Below are 19,258 nucleotides of genomic sequence, written 5' to 3'. Positions count from 1 at the left end.
ATCTTATCATCCGCCAGACCCGCCACGACGCGGCACCACCACCCACCCCGCCCGGCGTCGTCTCGCCCTGGTCTTGGCTCACCCGGGCGACCGCCCGGGATCGCGGATCCGCATGTGCAACGCCCTGGACGTTCAGCGAGAACGAGAGCACCACGGTCTTAGACTGTGGGATCGCGGCCATCCGTCGTCGATGGACGTTCTCCTTCAGCGGACCAGGGTTCTACCTCGGCGGGCCAGGGTTCTACCTCGGCGGGCCGGGGTTCTACCTCGGTCAACCACGGCTCTACCTCGCGCTACCAGGGCACCCCTCGGCGGGGCGGGGACGTGTCAGCGGCGGGCGAGGGCCCAGCGGAAGGTGTTGCGCAGCAGGTAGAAGCCGTCGGGACGCCGGAACGGTCGCGCGGCGCGGAGCACGTCGGGGCGGAGCTCGGCGCGCAGCTCGTCCGACTCGCCGAACATGATCGCGGCGACGACGTCGTCCGCGTCGGCGAGCACCATCGGCGCGTCCGCGACGCCCTCCGTCACCGGCGTGAAGCCGTGCTCCGCGAGGAGCGCGCCGAGGTGCCCCTCCTCGCGGCTCTCGTCGCTCGGCTCGTGGTCCTCGCCCGCGACCGCGCGCTCGAGCACGGTGAGGTCGTTGAGCGCATCCTCGGCCCACGTCGCGACGGCGACCAGCCCACCGACGCGGCGGCACTCGACGAGCGTCCTCGCGACGTCGGTGAAGGCGAGCGCGTTGACGAGCGTCACGAGGTCGAAGGAGTCGTCCGGCCAGGGGAGGCGCTCCGCCTGGGCGACGCGCAGGTCCGCGCCCGGGCTGCGGCGCCGGGCGACGTCGACCATCCCGGCGGCGGCGTCGCACCCGGCCGCCTCGGCCCCGCGGGCCACGGCCAGGGCGACGAGCTCGCCGGTGCCGCACCCGACGTCGAGCACGCGGGAGCCCGGCCCGACGCCCGCGGCGTCGAGGATCGCCCGCTGCGCGGGCTCGGCGGCGGGCGCCCACCAGCGCGCCCAGGCGTCGGCCAGTGCCGACCACTCGTCGCCGTGGTCCACGGTCCCCTCCGTGTGCGTCGTGCGGACGGTCGGAGCGTCAGACGTAGCGCTCGAGGATGCTCGACTCCGCGAGCCGGGACAGGCCCTCGCGCACCGCGCGGGCCCGCTGCTCGCCGACGCCGTCGACGGTCATGAGGTCGTCGATGCTCGCGGCGAGGAGCTTCTGCAGGCCGCCGAAGTGCGCCACGAGCCGGTCGATGATCGTCGCGGGCAGGCGCGGCACCTTCGACAGGAGGCGGTACCCGTGCGGGGCGACCGCCGCGTCGAGCGCGTCGCCGCCGCCCGGCAGGTCGAGCACGCGGCCGATCTGGCCGAGGTCGAGGAGCTGCGTGGAGTCGAGGCCGCCCAGGGCCTTCTGCACCTCCGCGAGCGAACGGTCCTTGCGGCCCAGGTCGACGTAGTCCCGGATGACGAACTCGCGGTCCGAGCCGATGCCGCCGATGAGCTCGTCGAGCTGGAGCGCGAGGAGGCGGCCGTCGGTGCCGAGCTCGATCACGTAGCCGGCGATCTCCTCGGAGATGCGCGCGACCATCTCGAGACGCTGCACGACGGCGCAGACGTCGCGCACCGTGACCAGGTCCTCGATCTCGAGCGCGGACAGCGTGCCGGACACCTCGTCGAGGCGCGCGCGGTAGCGCTCGAGCGTCGCGAGCGCCTGGTTGGCGCGCGACAGGATCGTGTCGGAGTCCTCCAGGACGTGGCGCTGGCCGCCGACGTACAGCGCGACGATCCGCATCGACTGGCTCACCGAGATGACGGGGAAGCCGCTCTGCTTGGCCACGCGCTCGGCGGTGCGGTGCCGCGTCCCGGACTCGGTGGTCTCGATCGTCGGGTCCGGGAGGAGCTGGACGGCGGCGCGCAGGATGCGGTTGGCGTCGCGGTCGAGCACGACGGCTCCGTCCATCTTCGACAGCTCGCGCAGCCGCGTCGCGGAGAACCCGACGTCGAGCTGGAAGCCTCCCGAGCACATCTCCTCGACGACCTTGTCCAGGCCCAGCACGATGAGCGCGCCGGTCCGGCCGCGCAGGATGCGCTCGAGACCGTCACGGAGCTCGGTGCCCGGTGCCACGGCGGCGAGGGTCTCCCGGAGCAGCTCGTCGGGGTGCGCGGGGGAGTTGGCCACGGGGGAATCCTACGCTGCGAGCCCCTCCGCACCTCCGGAAAACCCCGGCGCCACGCCACAAAGCGGTCACGATCCGGTCTCAGCGTCGTGGGGCGTGCCGGGTCCGGGCGCCGCGCGCACCGGTGGCCGCCTCCGGACCGCTCCGTCAGAGTGGGTGGTCGAGACAGGTCACCGGAGCGGCTCGGGAGGGCACGTGCACCGTCGTCGGTCGTTCGCACAGGTCGGGAGGTCCGTCGCGGCGGGCGCCGCGACGCTCGTCCTCGTGGGCCTCGCCGCTCTCGCCACGGGCACCTCGGCCGTGGCCGAGGTACCCGAGCCCGGGGAGGGCGAGGCAGTCGTCACGGTTCGCGTCGGTGGCGACCGGGTCGGGACCCGGGAGGTCGCCCCGCTGCCCGGCGTCGTGCTCGGGCTCTACACCGAGGGGGCGGCGCCCGAGCCGGTCGACCAGCCCTGGGCGCTGTGCACCTCCGACGCCGACGGGGACTGCTCGTTCGTCGTCCCGGCCACGGGCCCGGGGGGCGCGAACGCCGGGGCGCGGTTCCTCGTCCGCCAGCTGTCGGCACCCGCCGGGTGGTACACCAACCCGACCCTGCGGACGGGAGCGGGGAGCGGGTCGGGCTCCGTCGCCCGGCCGTACGAGTTCCTCACGCCGCCGCTCGAGGCGGGCCAGACGTACAGCTCCCTGGCGGCCGAGCCGCCCTTCATGTTCGGCAGCGCCGGCAGCGGCCGCCCCGAGACGGACTCGGAAGGGGTGTGGCAGCAGTCGCGCACGAACCCGGCGTTCTCCGCGCAGTGCGGGGTCGACGTCGCGCTCGTGCTCGACCTGTCGGCGTCCCTGGGCAGCCAGGTGACGAACCTCAAGGCCGCGACCGACTCGATCGCGGACGCGCTCGTCGGGACGCCGTCGCGCATGGCGGTCTTCTCGTTCGACGGGACGTCGCCCGCGACGAACGGCGGCAACGCCCCGACGCTCGTCCCCGTCTCGACGCAGGGCGGCGCAGACGCGTTCAAGGCCCAGTACGCGGACTGGGCGACAGGGTCCGGGACCAACTGGGACCAGGCCCTGTGGGCCGTCGCGCAGGCCGCGCCGGACTACCAGGTGGTCGTCCTGCTCACCGACGGCAACCCGACGCGGTTCAGCGCCGACCCGCTGCTCGGCAGCGGCGGCACCACGCACTTCCGCGACGTCGAGAACGGGATCTACTCCGCCGACGCCGTCAAGGCACGGGGATCCCGGCTCCTCGCGCTCGGCGTCGGCAGCGGGATCGACGACGTGACGCGCCTCAACCTGCGGGCGCTCTCCGGCGAGACCTTCTACGAGGGCGGCGACCCGCAGTCGGCCGACTACTTCGACCTGGCCGACTTCGAGTCCGCGGGGTCCGCGCTCCGTGACGTGCTCCTCTCGGGCTGCGCGTCGCGGCTCACCGTGACGAAGGAGCTGGTCCCCGCGGAGAACCTCGGCGAGGACGTGACGGGCGCGGTGCCCGCGGGACCGGGGTGGGAGATCTCGGCCGGCACGACGACGGCCGGGGTCACGGTCACGCCGCCGACGCAGACGACGCCCGACGACGGCACCGGCAGCGTGGTGTTCGACGTCGACTACGGCGGCCAGCCCCAGACCGCGACCCTGACCGTCGCGGAGACCCAGCAGGACGGCTACGACCTCGTCACGGCCGCCGGGGCGAACGCCGTGTGCGTCGACAAGCTCGCGCAGGACGCCCCGGTCGCGGTCGAGAGCTCCGGGGCCACCGGCTTCACGGTCGACCTCCCGCCGTCGGGGTTCGTGAGCTGCACGATCCGCAACCGGCCGCAGTCCGCGGTCGTCGTCGACAAGACGTGGGTCGTGCGCGGCGAGACCTTCGCCGAGGGTGAGCAGCCGGAGGGCCTGGAGGCCGCGCTCACGCTCACCGGGCCCGACGGCGCGGGCCCGAGCGCCCAGCCGTGGGGCGCCGAGCGGGGCGGGTACGCGCGCGCGCAGGAGGTCGTCGTGGACGAGACGACGACCCTCCCCGCGGGCTGCGTCCTCACCGGTGCGCGCGTGACGTCCGTCGACGGCGAGGCGGTCGACGAGGCGCTGCCCTTCACGACGACGGCGGGGTCCCCGACGCGCGAGGTGGAGGTGACGAACGAGGTCGTGTGCCCGCCGATGCTCACGCTGGTCAAGGAGGTCGTCAACGACGACGGCGGCACCGCCGCGCCCGCCGACTGGACGCTCACGGCGTCCGGGTCTCCCGAGACCGGCGACCTCGTCGTCACGGGGGCGTCGGGGAGCGACGACGTCACCGCGGTGCCCGTCGAGGAGGGGTCGTACGCGCTGGCCGAGGACGGGCCGGCGGGCTACACCACGCTCGGGTGGGAGTGCGTCGACGGGGAGGGCGCGGCGCTCGCGGTCGAGGACGACGTCGTCGACATCGGGCCCGACGACGCCGTGACCTGCACGGTGACCAACGACGACGACCCCGCGCCCACGACGCCGGCGCCCGAGCCCTCCGAGCCGGTAGCCACGGCCGCACCCGGTGGCGGCGGCCCCCTCGCGACCACGGGCGCGAGCGTCGCGCTGCTCACGGTGCTGGCCGCGCTGGCCGTGGCCGCCGGCACCGGGACGGTCCTGCTGGTGCGACGTCGTCGCTCGGCCGGTCTCGGAGGCTGACCACCGCGGCGGGGCGGCCGTCGGGGCCCGGGCGGGCCCTGCTCGGCTGCTGCTCGGCGGCTGCCCGGCCGCGGCCCGCGCGCTCAGCTCCGCGCGAGCTCGACCGCCTCGCCGAGGTGCCGCGCCGGGTGGATCGTCATGCCCTCGACGGGGCGCGGGAACGACCCCCGCGGCACGACGGCGCGCGTGAAGCCGAGCCGCGCGGCCTCGGCCAGCCTGCGGTCGAGGCCGGCGACGGGGCGGATGTCCCCGGCGAGACCGACCTCGCCGAACGCGACGGTGCCCTGCGGGAGGGCCTCGTCCTCCCGTGCGGACAGGACGGCGAGCGCGATCGAGAGGTCGGCGGCCGGCTCGGTCACCTTGGCGCCGCCCACGGTCGACGCGTAGACGTCCTGGTCGACGAGCCGCACGCCCGCGTGCCGGTGCATGACGGCGAGGATCATCGCGAGGCGGCTCGAGTCGACGCCGCTCGTGGTGCGGCGCGGGTTCGTCAGCGAGCTCGGCACGACGAGCGACTGGATCTCGAGCGCGAGCGGCCGGCGGCCCTCGAGCGTCACGGTGACGCACGTGCCCGGCACGCCCGCGCCGGTGTGCGAGAGGAAGAGGCCGCTCGGGTCGGCGAGCCCCACGATCCCGTTCTCGGTGAGGTCGAAGCAGCCGACCTCGTCCGTGGGCCCGTAGCGGTTCTTCACGGCGCGGACGAGGCGCAGGCGCGAGTGCCGGTCGCCCTCGAACTGGCACACGACGTCGACCAGGTGCTCGAGCGTGCGCGGGCCGGCGACCGAGCCGTCCTTCGTGACGTGCCCGACGAGGATCACGGGCAGGTCGCGGGCCTTCGCCGCGGCGATGAGCGACGCCGCGACCTCGCGCACCTGGCTCACGCCACCGGGCGCGCCCTCGACCTGCGCGGACGCGACGGTCTGCACGGAGTCGACGACCAGCAGGTCGGGCTCCGTGGCCTCGATGTGCCCGAGGACGGTCGCGAGGTCCGTCTCGGCCGCGAGCAGCAACCCGGGCGCGAGGGCGCCGACACGCTCGGCGCGCAGGCGCACCTGCCCGGCCGACTCCTCGCCCGTGACGTAGAGGACGCGCCGCGGGACGGGCGCGGGGCGCGCGGGCTCCGCGGGCGCGCGCTCTCCGGCGGGCCGGACCGTCGGCAGGTCGGAGCCGCCCGCGGCGACGTTGCTCGCCACGGCGAGCAGGAGCGTCGACTTGCCGACGCCCGGCTCCCCGGCGAGGAGCACGACGGCGCCCGGCACGATCCCGCCGCCGAGCACGCGGTCGAACTCGGACACGCCGGTGGGCGTGGCACGCGCGGCCTCGACGCTGATCTCGCCGATGGGGCGCGCGGGGGAGCGCGTGGGGGACACGGCCGTGGTGCGGGGGCCCGAGGCGGCCGGGGCGTCCTCCGTCACCGTGCCCCACTCCTGGCACTCACCGCAGCGGCCCACCCACTTCGCGGTGGTCCACCCGCACTCGCTGCAGCGGTAGGCGGGGCGGGCTCGCTTGGCGGCCGCGGAGCGGGCCGCGGTGGTCGACGACGTCACGCGCCCCAACCTAGCCAGCACCCCTGACACCGGCACGCCGCCGCACGCCGCGACGAGCGGGCGTCGGCGCGGGATGCTGGGCCCATGCGCATGCGCGGCCTCCCGCACGACAGCCCGTGGTGGACTCCGATCCTCACGGCGACCTCGACGGCCGCGTGCCTCACGGTCTACTACGGCGTGCCGCTGCCCGACGACGACGCGCCCGAGGTGGTCCAGCTCGTCTCCTTCGGCGTCGGGCTGGCGCTGCTGTGCGGGCTCCTCGTGGTCCAGGTGCGGCGCCAGCTCCGCGCGTGGGAGACGCCGAGCGTGCGGGTCCAGTCCGTCATGGGCCTGCTGCTGCCGGTCGTGACGTTCTTCGCCCTCGTCTACTACCTCCTCGCGGACCAGTTCGTGGGGATCGAGAACCGGACCGACGCCCTGTACTTCGCCGTCGTGACGCTCGGGACGGTCGGCTACGGCGACGTCCACCCGACGGGCGAGGCCGCCAAGATGGTGGCGATGGTCCAGATCGTGCTGGACCTCGTCGTCGTCGGCGTCCTGGTGTCCATCGCCACGTCGCGGGCCCGCGCCCGGGCGGAGCACCGCGAGCGCGCGGTGCGCACCGAAAACCGCCCCGACTGACGTTTCCTCCGCAGGGCTCTCCTCGTCCCGGCGGCTGGGCGTCCGCGCCGCGGAATCCCGGCCTTTTCTTGGGATCCCCAAATGCTGCCGCGCGGAGGCGCGTGCTCATCGTTCCACCAACGGACCGAAAACCATTGCGAAGCGGTTTCTGTATGTGGCATGGTCGGCACGACGACCGGCTCGACGACGAGAGGTGGACGCCCGTGACGACGCGAGCGCGACGGCGGCCCGCACCACGCACCGCCGCGGTGCGGGCCGCTCTCGGCCCGCCCGGCACCTGACCACCGGACCGCCACGGCGGCGCCCGGCGGTGACGCGTCCGACCCCCGCCCACGGGGGCGTCACCGCCGTCCCCGCACGCCGGTACTGATCGTCGGACCGTCCGCCCTGCCCGCCGGCACGGGCTCCACGACCGTGCGCCCCGGGGGCCGAGGGAACTCCCGGGGCGCACGACCTCCACGCAGGACCCGCAGGCCGCACCGACGCGGCCCGACCGTCAGGAGACCAGCCCATGACCGACAGGACCAGCACCCGGCCGTCCCGCGGGCGGAGCCCCGCGCGGGGCGTCGTCGCGAGCGTCGTGGGCGGCGCCCTCGCGCTCACCGGGATCGCCGCGAGCACGGCCTGGCCCGCCGCGGCGGCGGAGCCCTCCACGTTCACGAGCACGGAGAACCCGATCCTCGGGGACGGGAGCTACTACTCGGCCGACCCGGCCCCGCTCGTCGTGCCCGCGGGCGCGCCCGGCAACGACACGGGCACCGACCAGCTCTACGTCTACACCGGCCACGACGAGGCCGGTCCGCGGCAGAACGACTTCATCATGAACGAGTGGGGTGCGTTCGTGACGAGCGACGTCGACGCGGGGGAGTGGACGCACCACCCGTCCCTCATGCGCCCGGAGGAGGTCTTCGACTGGGCGACGCCGGGGCGCGCCTACGCGGGCCAGGTCGTGCAGGGCGTGGACGGGCGCTACTACTGGTACGTCCCCGTGCACGAGGCGGACAGCCCGGCGAGCGACGCGTTCGGCATCGGCGTCGCGGTCTCGGAGTCCCCGACGGGCCCCTGGACGGACCACGTGGGCGCTCCGATCATCTCCCAGCGCGTCCCGACGCCGAACACGATCCACAACATCGACCCGACGGTCCTCGTGGACGGCGAGGGCGACGACGCCCGCGTCTACGTCTGGTGGGGCAGCTTCTCGAACCTGCGCATGCTCGAGCTGGGCCGGGACATGAGGACCCCGGTCGGCCAGGTCCGCACGGTCACCGGTCTCACCGGCTTCTTCGAGGCCGCGTGGGCGTTCGAGCGCAACGGCACGTACTACCTGGCGTACGCGGGGAACAACGCCGGGCCTGCGTCGGCCTGCACCCCGGCGACCTACCACGCGTGCATCGCGTACGGCACGGCGACCTCGCCCGAGGGGCCGTGGACGTACCGCGGCACGGTCCTCGCCCCGGTGTCCTCCACCACGAGCCACCCGGGCATCCTCGAGTTCGACGGCGAGTGGTGGATCGCATACCACACCGCGGACGCCGAGGGCGGCAACCACTTCCGCCGCTCCGTCGCGATCGACCGGGTCGAGTGGGACGACACGCAGTCGCCGCCGCGGATGAAGCAGGTCGTCACGACGCCGGAGAAGGTCCGGGACACGACCCCGCGCGCGAACGTCGCGCAGGAGGCGACGGTCACGGTCTCCAACGAGCCCGTGCCGACGCAGTACTGGAAGAAGGCGCTCAACGACGAGATCGTGCGGCCGAACCCGCTGCCCCCGGACATGTGGGGCACGTGGACGGGGAACAACCCGGCCCAGCAGTGGGTCCAGTACACGTGGGACCAGCCGGTGCGGGTCGCCGGCTCGCAGATCGAGTTCTGGAACGACCAGCCGCAGGGCACGGGCGTCGGCGTCGCGGCGCCCGCGTCGTGGCGCATCCAGTACTGGGACGCGGCCGACGGCGGCGCGTGGGTCGACGTGCGCGACCCGAGCGGCTACGGCACCGGGACGAGCGGCTTCCAGGAGACGACGTTCGAGCCGGTCACGACGACCCAGGTGCGCGCGGTCCTCGACGCCTCGACGAACGGCAGCACCTACTCGGCGGTGGCCGTCGAGGAGTGGAAGGTCCTGGCGGAGCAGCCCGCCGCCGTCGAGCCGCCCGGCGCGACGGTCGAGGTGGGCGAGACGGACCTGCCCGGGACCGTCCCGGTGACCTACCCCGGCGGCGAGACGCTCCACGTCCCGGCCTTCTGGGACGCCGTCGGGCCCGACGACGTCGCCGCCCCGGGCTCGTTCACGGTCGACGGGTCGGTGCTCGGGTACGCGGGCGGACGGGTGACGACAGACGTCACGGTGGTCCCGGCGGAGCCGGCACCGGGCGACGAGACGCCCCCGACGCTCACCCTCACGCCGCTCGGCAGCAAAGGCAGCGGCGGCTGGTTCCGCTCGGACGTGCGCGTGCGCGTCGACGGCACCGACGACTCGGGCGGGCGCGTGGTGCTCACCACGCGTGTCGACGACGGTGCGCCCGTCGTCACGGACCCGGTGCGAACGGCCGAGGTCGCGGTGACCGGGGACGGCGAGCACCGCGTCGTGGCGACGGCCGCGGACCGCGCGGGCAACCTCTCCGACGAGGTGTCGCTCGACGTGCGGATCGACCGGGTGGCGCCGGTCAGCAGCGGCGTGCTCGACGCCGCGGCGCGCACCGTGACGGTCACGGCGACCGACGCGACCTCCGGCGTCTCGCGCGTCGAGTACGCGATCGGCACCGGGGCGTGGCGGACGTACGACGGTCCGGTGGCCGCGCCGGACACGAACCAGCACCGCGTGTCGTTCCGAGCGGTGGACGCCGCGGGCAACGCGGAGACGCCGAAGGTCGTCACGGTCCCGGCGGACGTCTCCGGCCCGCTCACGGGGAACGTCGCGTCGATCGCGACGGCGAGCGCGTCGTACACCGCCGGGTGGAACAGCCTGGGCGCCCTCAACGACGGGGCCGATCCGGCGAACCCGAGCCAGGCTCAGATCTGGGGCACGTGGTCCGGGACGCGCCCGGCCACCCAGTGGGTCCGGTACGACTGGCCCCGGCCCGTCCGCCTCACGGGCGCCGAGCTGAAGTTCTGGCGGGACTCGAACCCGGGCACCGGGGACGGCGTCGTCCGCCCCGACGCGTGGGCGCTCGAGTACTGGGACGAGGCGGCGCAGGCGTGGGCCCCGGTGGCGAACCCCTCCGGGTACGGCACGAGCACGACCGCCTTCAACACGGTCACCTTCGACCCGGTCACCACGTCGCGGCTGCGGGCGACGTTCACCGCGAACGGCAACGGCAGCACGTACTCCGCCGTCGCCGTCACGGAGTGGCGCGTGTTCGCGGACGACCCGGGCACGGGCGGCCCCGGGCCGGACCTCCCCGTCACGGTGACGGCGCAGCCGCGCTGCCTCGCCGGGAAGGCGTACGTCGCGGTCCTCGCGAGCCACGAGCACGACGGCCCCGTCGACCTGGTCGTCGAGACCCCCTACGGCACGCGCGAGTTCCCCGCCGTCGCGCCGGGGCGGAGCGCGTACCAGTCGTTCGCGGTGCGCGCGGCGGACGTCCCGGCGGGCGGCGTCGTCGTCCGGGCATCCGCGACGGTCGACGGCGCGGCGGTCACGTCGGAGACGACGGCGGAGCACGCCGGGCTGGGGTGCGGAGGACGGTGACGACGGGCGGGTGAACCCGTCCGGCGCGTGCCCGACACCCCGCGCCACCGCGGGGGTTCGGGCACGCGCGCGTCCTACGCTGGGCCGCGGGGCCACGGGCCCGGAAGATCGGCGGCCCACGGGGGCCACCGAGAGCAGAGAGGTGCGCGCGATGAGCCAGCCGCCCGGCGGGGGCACGCCAGGACGGGCCGCCACCCCGGCGCGCCCCGGGGCGACGGCGGGCGCGTCGGGCCCGTCGGGTCCCCGCCGTCCCGCCGACGCGACGGGCGCGCGGGACCGGAGGCACTCCCGCCCCCCGTCGGCGGCGGTGTACCGGCGTCGCCGGCTCGTCGTGCTGGTCGGTCTCTTGGTCGTCGTCGGCCTCGTGCTGGCGCTCCTCGCCTGGGTGTGGCCCGGGTTCGCCCGCTCGGACGCCGCCGCGGACCCCGAGCCGACGGTCACCGTCACCGCCGACCCGCCCACGCCGACGCTCGAGCCCGTGGCACGCACCGGCACGACCGCGTTCGCGCAGGCGCTCCCGGACACCGTGCTCGACCTCGTGCTCCGCAGCGACTCGGCGACGGACGCGTGGACCGCCGCGCGCGCCCTGGAGGCGTACCAGCTCGAGTACGCCGACGGCGAGGGGGACGACGCGACCCGGGTCACCGTCGTCGCGGGCCAGTGGCCGACGTCCGCGGAGGCGGAGGCCGCGGCGGACGACCTCGTCGCCGCGGCGGGCACGCCCACGGACGAGGGCGACGTCGAGGTCGCCGGGGAGGTCGCGGGCCGGTACGCCGTGACCGACGCGGGCGACGGCCGGGCCACCGTCACGTGGCGCAACGACACGGCCGTCCTCCAGGCGACGGGGCCCGCCGACGTGGTGGCCGACGTCTACGCCGCCTTCCCGCTCTGAGCACCGGGGCCCTCGCGGCGGCCCGGACTCTCCGGGTGCGCAAGAATGCCCTTCACCGACTCCCGGGAGCTGATCGCCCATGACCGACCTGCCCACCCCCTCCGCGCCCCGGCTCGCCGTCCTCGGCACGGGCGTCATGGGCGAGACCGTCCTCGCGGGTGCGCTCGCGTCGGGGTGGCGACCCGACGACGTCGTCGCCACAGTCCGCCGGCCCGAGCGCGCCGACGAGCTCGCCGCCCGCCACGGCGTCCGGACGACGCGCGACAACGTCGAGGCCGTGCGCGGCGCCGGGGTCGTCGTCGTCGCGGTGAAGCCGAAGGACGTCGGCGCGCTGCTCGCCGAGGTCCACGACGCGGTGGGCGAGGGCACGGTGGTCGTGAGCGTCGTCGTCGGCCTCCCGACCGCCTTCTACGAGGAGCGGCTGCCCGCGGGCACCGCCGTCGTGCGGGTCATGCCGAACACGCCGTCCGTCGTGGGCGCGGGCGTGAGCGCCGTGAGCGGCGGGAGCGCGGCGGACGACGACGACGTCGCGCTCGTCGAGCGGCTCCTCACCTCGACGGGCCTCGTCGTGCGCGTCGCGGAGAAGGACCAGGACGCCGTCGGCGCGCTCTCCGGCTCCGGGCCCGCGTACGTCTTCTACGTCATCGACGCGCTCGCCGAGGCGGGCGTGCTGCTCGGTCTGACGCGCGCGACGGCGCTCGAGCTCGCGACCGCGACCGTGCACGGCGCGGCCACGATGCTGCGCGAGACGGGCGAGCACCCGGCGATCGCGCGCGAGCGCGTCTCGTCGCCGGGCGGCACGACGGTCGCGGCGCTGCGCCGTCTCGACGCCGGCGGGGTGCGCGCCGCGTTCCTCGACGCGCTCGAGGCCGCGCGCGACCGCTCGGCCGAGCTCGCGGCGGCGCTCGCGGACGCCCCGGCGCCGCGCGCGGGGACCGAGGGGGCCGGGTCGTGAGCGACGGGCCGTCGCCCCGCACGCGCCCGCCCGCGATGTCGGACGTCGCGCGGCTCGCCGGCGTCTCGCACCAGACCGTGTCCCGCGTGCTCAACGACCACCCGAGCGTGCGGCCCGAGACCCGCGACCGCGTCCTCGACGCGATCGCGACGCTCGGCTACCGCCGCAACAGCGCGGCGCGCGCCCTCGTGACGATGCGCTCGGGCACGATCGGCGTGGTGACCACCGGCTCCGCGCTGTACGGGCCGACGTCGACCCTCATCGCGGTCGAGGAGGCCGCCCGCGAGCAGGGCTACTTCGTGAGCGTCGCGACGATCCGGCGCTACGACGCCGACACGATGCACCGCGTGCTCGAGCACTTCATGGACCAGGGCGTCGAGGGCATCGTCGTCATCGCGCCGCAGACGGACGTCGCGGCGGCAGTCGACTCGTTCCGCGCACCCGTCCCCGTCATCATGATCGCCGCGCGCGACCTCCCCGCGGACGGCGAGGCGACCGACGTCGTGCGCCCCGCGCCCGGTGCGCTCGGCGCGCCGGGGGCGATCCTGTCCATCGCCGTGGACCAGCGCCTGGGTGCGCGCGTCGCGACGGAGCACCTGCTCGGCCTGGGCCACCGCACGGTGCTCCACCTGTCCGGGCCGCTCGACTGGTTCGACGCGCGCGAGCGCGAGACGGGCTGGCGCGCCGCGCTCGAGGAGCACGGCGCCCCGGTGCCCGAGCCGGTGCGGGGCGACTGGTCGTCGGACCGCGGGTACGCCGTCGGGCGCGAGCTCGCGGCCGCGGTCCGCGCGGGCGACGGCCCGACGGCGGTGTTCGCGGGCAACGACCAGCTCGCGCTCGGCCTGCTGCGCGCGTTCTGGGAGCAGGGCGTGCGGGTGCCGGCGGACGTCTCGGTGGTCGGGTTCGACGACGTCGCGGGCGCCGGGCACTTCATCCCGCCGCTGACGACGGTGCGCCAGCCGTTCGGGTCCCTGGGCCGCCGGTGCATGGGGATGATGATCGACGCGCTGGCGGGCGCGACGGTCCGTCCCGTCTCCATCCCGCCCGAGCTCATGGTGCGCGAGAGCACGGGCACGCCGCGCGACTGACCGCGCGTTCGCACGGGCGAGCGCGGAGGGAGTTGGCCTCGCCGGTTGTGAGCGCTAACATTCGTAGGACACCCAACGACCGAGGCGCGACGCCGCGACGAGGAGAAGCAGCAATGGTGCAGCAGGACGAGGTCGGGCGCCGTCGGGCGGCCGTCGTGGCGGGGGACACCGCGCTCGGGATCGAGCTCGGGTCGACGCGGATCAAGGCGTGCCTCGTGGACGGCGACGGCACGCCGCTCGCGAGCGGGAGCCACGCCTGGGAGAACCGGTTCGAGGACGGCACGTGGACGTACCCGCTCGACGCCGTGGAGGCGGGGCTGCGCGAGTGCTACGCGCGCCTCGTGGCCGACGTCGAGGAGCGGTACGGCGTGCGACCCACGACGTACGGGGCGCTCGGCGTCTCCGCGATGATGCACGGCTACCTCGCGTTCGACGCCGACGGCGAGCTGCTCGTCCCGTTCCGCACGTGGCGCAACACCTCGACCGGTCCGGCCGCCGCCGAGCTCACCGAGCTGCTGGGCTACAACGTCCCGCTGCGCTGGTCGGTCGCCCACTGGTACCAGGCGATCCTCGACGCCGAGCCGCACGCGGCCCGCGTCGCGTCGCTCACGACGCTCGCCGGGTACGTCCACCGGCGCCTCACGGGCCGCCACGTGCTCGGCGTCGGCGACGCGTCCGGCATGTTCCCGGTCGACCCGGCGACGCGCGACTACGACCACGCGCTGCTCGCGCTCGTCGACGAGCGCGCCGCCACCCACCGGGCCGGGCCGAAGCTCGCCGAGCTGCTGCCGGACGTCCTCGTCGCGGGCGAGGACGCCGGGCGCCTGACCGCCGAGGGCGCGGCGTGGCTCGACCCCACGGGGTCGCTGGAGCCCGGCGTCCTGCTGTGCCCGCCCGAGGGCGACGCGGGCACGGGCATGGTCGCGACGAACGCCGTCGCGCCGCGCACGGGCAACGTCAGCGCGGGCACGAGCATCTTCGCGATGGTCGTGCTCGAGGGTCCGCTCGCCGCCGTGCACCACGAGCTCGACCTCGTCACGACGCCGGCGGGCGACCTCGTCGCGATGGTCCACTGCAACAACGGCGCGAGCGAGCTCGAGGCGTGGGCCGGACTGCTCGGCGAGCTCGCCGCGGCCGTCGGCAGCGACGCGCGCCCGGACGACGTGTTCGGCGCGCTGTTCCGCGCCGCGCTCGACGGCGACGCCGACGGCGGCGGGCTGCTCGCCTACAACTACCTCGCGGGGGAGCCGATCACCGGGCTCGACGAGGGGCGCCCCCTGGTCGTCCGCACGCCCGGCAGCCGCCTGACGCTCGCCAACTTCGCGCGGACGCAGGTGTACGGCGCGTTCGGGACCCTCGCGCTCGGCATGCGCGTGCTCGCGCGGGAGGGCGTCCGGATCGACGGGATGCTCGCCCACGGCGGGATGTTCCGCACCGCGGGCGTCGCGCAGCGGCTCCTCGCGGCGGCGATCGGCGCGCCCGTCAGCGTGGGGCGCACCGCGGGCGAGGGCGGGGCCTGGGGCATCGCGGTGCTCGCGGCCTTCGCGCGTGCTCGTGCCGGGGAGCGCGCGCCGGGCGCGGACGTGGGTGCGGGCCTGGGCGACTACCTGCGCGACCACGTCTTCGCGGCGGCCGAGATCGTGACGGTCGATCCCGACCCCGCGGACGTCGCCGGCTTCGCCGCGTACCTCGAGCGGTACGCGGCCGGCCTCGCCGTCGAGCGCGCCGCCGTGACAGCGCTGCCCACCCGCACCGGAGGAGAGGACCCCGCATGAGCACGCCCACCCCGTCCGCGGACGTGACGGCCGCGCGACCCGCCGTCCCGGCGGTGCCCGCGCACCTGCGCGACGCCGTCGACGCCGCCAAGGAGCGCGTCGCCGCGCTGCACGCCGAGCTGCCCCGCTGGGAGCTCGTGGTGTGGACCGCGGGCAACGTGTCCGAGCGCGTCCGGGACGCCACGCGGCCCGACGGCGCGTCCGACCTGCTCGTCATCAAGCCGTCGGGCGTCGCGTACGACGACATCACCCCCGGCGCGATGGTCGTGTGCGACCTCGACGGGGCCCTCGTCGAGGGCGACCGGTCGCCGTCGTCGGACACGGCGGCGCACGCGTACGTGTACCGCCACCTGCCCGAGGTGGGCGGCGTGGTGCACACGCACTCGACCTACGCGACGGCGTGGGCCGCGCGCGGCGAGCCGGTGCCGTGCGTCCTGACGATGATGGCCGACGAGTTCGGCGGCGACATCCCCGTCGGGCCGTTCGCGCTCATCGGGGACGACTCGATCGGGCGCGGCATCGTGGAGACGCTGCGCGGGTCGCGCAGCCCCGCGGTCCTCATGCGCAACCACGGGCCGTTCACCATCGGCAAGGACGCGCGCGCGGCGGTCAAGGCGGCCGTGATGTGCGAGGAGGTCGCCCGCACCGTGCACGTCAGCCGCCAGCTCGGCGAGCCCACGCGCATCGCGCAGGACGACGTCGACGCGCTCTACGCGCGCTACCAGCACGTCTACGGGCAGCAGCCCGCGCGCTGACCGGCGGGCCGCTCCGACCCGGTTCCCCGGGGCCGGCGGCGCACCGGCACGACACGCAGCACGACCACCGGGACGGGACCGCAGCGGTGCGGCCCTCGCCCACGACACGAGAGATGGACCGACATGAGCAAGCCCTACGCGGACCGCGAGATCTGGTTCCTCACCGGCAGCCAGGACCTGTACGGAGAGGAGACGCTGCGGCAGGTCGCCGAGCAGTCGCAGGAGGTCGCGCGCGCCCTCGACGCGTCGCCGGACGTCCCGGCGACCGTCGTCTGGAAGCCCGTCCTCAAGGACGCCGGCGCGATCCGCCGCGCGATGCTCGACGCGAACGCCGACGACCGCGTGCTCGGCGTCGTGACGTGGATGCACACGTTCAGCCCCGCGAAGATGTGGATCGGCGGTCTCGACCAGCTCCGCAAGCCGCTCCTGCACCTGCACACGCAGGCGAACGTCGAGCTGCCGTGGGACACGATCGACTTCGACTTCATGAACCTCAACCAGGCCGCGCACGGCGACCGGGAGTACGCGTACGTCGCGACGCGGCTCGGGGTGGCGCGCACGACGGTCGTCGGGCACGTCTCGAACCCGGCCGTCACCGCGCGCGTCGGCTCGTGGGTGCGCGGCGCCGCCGGCTGGGCGGCGACGCACGAGCTGCGCCTGGCCCGCTTCGGCGACAACATGCGCAACGTCGCGGTGACCGAGGGCGACAAGACCGAGGCCGAGCTCCGGTTCGGTGTGAGCGTGAACACGTGGGGCGTGAACGACCTCGTGCGCGCGGTCGACGAGGTCTCCGAGGCCGACGTCGACGCGCTCGTCGCCGAGTACGAGGACCTCTACGACGTGGTCCCCGAGCTGCGTAAGGACGGCGACCGGCACGCGTCGCTGCGGTACGCGGCCCGGCAGGAGATCGCGCTCGAGACGTTCCTCGAGTCCGTGGGCGCCAAGGCGTTCACGACGAACTTCGAGGACCTGGGCGACCTGCGCCAGCTCCCCGGCATCGCCGTCCAGCGCCTCATGGCCAAGGGCTACGGGTTCGGGGCCGAGGGCGACTGGAAGACGGCCGTGCTCGTGCGCGCCGCGAAGGTCATGGGCGAGGGGCTGCCCGGCGGCGCGTCGCTCATGGAGGACTACACCTACGACCTGACTCCGGGCAGCGAGAAGATCCTCGGCGCGCACATGCTGGAGATCTGCCCGTCGCTCACGACCTCGACGCCCCGCGTCGAGATCCACCCGCTCGGCATCGGCGGCAAGGAGGACCCGGTCCGCATGGTGTTCGACGCCGACCCGGGCGTCGGCGTCGTCGTGTCCCTCGCGGACATGCGCGACCGCTTCCGGCTCACGGCGAACGTCGTGGACGTCGTCCCGCCGAGCGCGCCGCTGCCGCACCTGCCGGTGGCACGTGCGGTGTGGGAGCCGCGGCCGGACTTCGCGACGTCCGCCGAGGCCTGGCTGACGGCGGGCGGCGCGCACCACACGGTGCTCTCCACGGCTGCGGGGATCGACGCGTTCGAGGTCTTCGCGGACATCGCGCGCACGGAGCTCCTGGTCATCGACGAGAGCACGACGCGGCGGGGCTTCCGCGACCAGGTGCGGTGGAACCAGGTCTACTACCGCCTCGCGCAGGGCCTCTGACGCCTGGGGGAGCCGTCCGTGCACGGTCCCGTCACGGCCACCGGCCGTGACCGAACCGTGACGGGGCGGCGGCTTCCCCTGGAGCCGTGTGAGCGCTAACATCGTCTCTCGGGAGGCTGTGAGCGATCACATCCGCGGGCCCGGGGTCCTGCCCCTCGCCTGGCTCCGCAGCTCGAGCACGTCGCAGTGCCGAGCGGTGACCGGAATGGTTACCGAACGGTGATGCGGAATGCCGAGTGGGGGCTTGCGGGAGCGGCCCTGACACCGCTAGACATTGACACAAGCAAACATGTATCAACAAGAGTCAACAGTCCGATGAGGGGCTGGCACGACCCGACGGTCCTCGGCACGGCGCCGAGGTCGCATCTCAAGGAGGAGAGCATGTTCAGCACGACCAAGGCGCGCACGCGTCTGACGGGTGTCCTCGCCGGCGTGGCGGTCCTCGCGCTCGCGGCGTGCAGCAGCGGGGGCGGCAGCACGGACGGCAGCAGCAACGACGCGGGCGGCGACGGCGGCGGTGGCGGCGACACGATCTCCGTCGGCTTCTCGCAGGTCGGCGCCGAGTCCGGCTGGCGCGCGGCGAACACCAAGTCCATCCAGGACACGCTCACGGCCGAGAACGGCTTCGACCTCAAGTTCTCCGACGCGCAGCAGAAGCAGGAGAACCAGATCCAGGCGATCCGCTCCTACATCGCGCAGGGCGTCGACGTCATCGCGTTCTCCCCGGTCGTCGAGTCCGGCTGGGACGCGGTGCTCGAGGAGGCCAAGCAGGCCGGCATCCCCGTGATCCTCACCGACCGCGCGGTCGACTCCGAGGACGACACCCTCTACGAGTCGTTCATCGGCTCCGACTTCGTCCTCGAGGGCGAGATGGCCGGCGACTGGGTCTCCGAGAACCTCGCGACCGAGCCCATCAACGTCGTCGAGCTCCAGGGCACCACGGGCGCGGCGCCCGCGATCGACCGCAAGACCGGTTTCGAGAACGCCACGGCGGACAACCCCAACGTGACGATCATCGACTCGCAGACCGGCAACTTCACGCGTGCCGAGGGCAAGACGGTCATGGAGGGCTTCCTCCAGGCGCACGACGACATCGACCTCGTGTACGCGCACAACGACGACATGGGCCTCGGCGCCATCGAGGCCATCGAGGCTGCCGGTCTCGTCCCGGGCGAGGACATCAAGATCGTCACCGTCGACGCGGTCAAGGACGGCATGCAGGCCCTCGCCGACGGCAAGATCAACTTCATCGTCGAGTGCAACCCGCTCCTCGGCCCGGACCTGGCCGAGATCATCAAGAAGGTCGTCGCGGGCGAGGAGGTCGAGAAGCGCATCGTCGTCAAGGACGAGTCCTTCACGCAGGAGCAGGCGATCGAGGCGCTCCCGACGCGCGAGTACTGAGCGCACCGCGCGCGCCGAGCGGGCGCCCCGGACCTCCGGGCACCCGCTCCGCACCGCCCCGGCGGGGCCGGTCGACGCCGA

13 protein-coding genes are annotated in these 19,258 nt (G+C 74.8%); 10 read left to right on the top strand and 3 right to left on the bottom strand.

Annotation, left to right across the window (positions count from 1 at the left end):
- Positions 1–327 precede the first annotated feature (327 nt).
- On the bottom strand, positions 328–1,050 hold the full coding sequence (locus ACPCUX_RS18525; protein ID WP_423389368.1) for a class I SAM-dependent methyltransferase: 723 nt from the start codon (positions 1,048–1,050) through the stop codon (positions 328–330).
- Positions 1,051–1,087: 37 nt separating this feature from the next.
- Complete coding sequence (disA, locus tag ACPCUX_RS18520; RefSeq protein ID WP_034654928.1) at positions 1,088–2,173, bottom strand: DNA integrity scanning diadenylate cyclase DisA; 1,086 nt, start codon at positions 2,171–2,173, stop codon at positions 1,088–1,090.
- 193 nt (positions 2,174–2,366) lie between these two features.
- Here disA and ACPCUX_RS18515 point away from each other — a divergent pair, with 193 nt between their 5' ends.
- Complete coding sequence (locus ACPCUX_RS18515; protein ID WP_423389367.1) at positions 2,367–4,823, top strand: hypothetical protein; 2,457 nt, start codon at positions 2,367–2,369, stop codon at positions 4,821–4,823.
- An 83-nt stretch (positions 4,824–4,906) separates the two neighbouring features.
- Here ACPCUX_RS18515 and ACPCUX_RS18510 read toward each other — a convergent pair whose 3' ends face one another.
- A complete protein-coding gene (locus ACPCUX_RS18510) occupies positions 4,907–6,370 on the bottom strand; it encodes a DNA repair protein RadA (protein ID WP_061266717.1) in 1,464 nt (487 codons plus the stop codon).
- 84 nt (positions 6,371–6,454) lie between these two features.
- Here ACPCUX_RS18510 and ACPCUX_RS18505 point away from each other — a divergent pair, with 84 nt between their 5' ends.
- The 9 genes from ACPCUX_RS18505 (at position 6,455) to ACPCUX_RS18465 (ending at position 19,177) form a co-directional block, all read left to right on the top strand.
- On the top strand, positions 6,455–6,991 hold the full coding sequence (locus tag ACPCUX_RS18505; protein ID WP_144721693.1) for a potassium channel family protein: 537 nt from the start codon (positions 6,455–6,457) through the stop codon (positions 6,989–6,991).
- 511 nt (positions 6,992–7,502) lie between these two features.
- Positions 7,503–10,679, top strand: a complete 3,177-nt coding sequence (locus tag ACPCUX_RS18500; RefSeq protein ID WP_423389366.1) for a family 43 glycosylhydrolase — start codon at positions 7,503–7,505, stop codon at positions 10,677–10,679.
- 151 nt (positions 10,680–10,830) lie between these two features.
- A complete protein-coding gene (locus ACPCUX_RS18495; RefSeq protein ID WP_144721697.1) occupies positions 10,831–11,571 on the top strand; it encodes a hypothetical protein in 741 nt (246 codons plus the stop codon).
- 79 nt (positions 11,572–11,650) lie between these two features.
- The gene (proC, locus tag ACPCUX_RS18490) at positions 11,651–12,526 is read left to right on the top strand and encodes a pyrroline-5-carboxylate reductase (RefSeq protein ID WP_085388455.1); all 876 of its coding nucleotides are present in this window, start codon (positions 11,651–11,653) and stop codon (positions 12,524–12,526) included.
- Positions 12,527–12,561: 35 nt separating this feature from the next.
- The gene (locus tag ACPCUX_RS18485) at positions 12,562–13,614 is read left to right on the top strand and encodes a LacI family DNA-binding transcriptional regulator (RefSeq protein ID WP_034655503.1); all 1,053 of its coding nucleotides are present in this window, start codon (positions 12,562–12,564) and stop codon (positions 13,612–13,614) included.
- 113 nt (positions 13,615–13,727) lie between these two features.
- Entirely contained in the window at positions 13,728–15,389 is a 1,662-nt protein-coding gene (locus ACPCUX_RS18480; protein WP_423389365.1) for a xylulokinase, read from the top strand.
- On the top strand, positions 15,386–16,144 hold the full coding sequence (locus ACPCUX_RS18475) for an L-ribulose-5-phosphate 4-epimerase (protein ID WP_423389364.1): 759 nt from the start codon (positions 15,386–15,388) through the stop codon (positions 16,142–16,144). Before ACPCUX_RS18480 ends, ACPCUX_RS18475 begins: the two co-directional genes overlap by 4 nt.
- Positions 16,145–16,267: 123 nt before the next feature.
- Entirely contained in the window at positions 16,268–17,776 is a 1,509-nt protein-coding gene (gene araA / locus ACPCUX_RS18470) for an L-arabinose isomerase (protein ID WP_021479858.1), read from the top strand.
- Between the two features lie 381 nt (positions 17,777–18,157).
- Entirely contained in the window at positions 18,158–19,177 is a 1,020-nt protein-coding gene (locus ACPCUX_RS18465; RefSeq protein WP_034655507.1) for an ABC transporter substrate-binding protein, read from the top strand.
- Positions 19,178–19,258: the final 81 nt, after the last annotated feature.

It is taken from the genome of Cellulosimicrobium sp. AB352 (assembly GCF_049538415.1).
Taxonomy (GTDB): domain Bacteria; phylum Actinomycetota; class Actinomycetes; order Actinomycetales; family Cellulomonadaceae; genus Cellulosimicrobium; species Cellulosimicrobium funkei.
The sequence above is the reverse complement of the archived record's forward strand: the minus strand, read 5'-3'. Positions and strand labels throughout refer to the sequence as shown.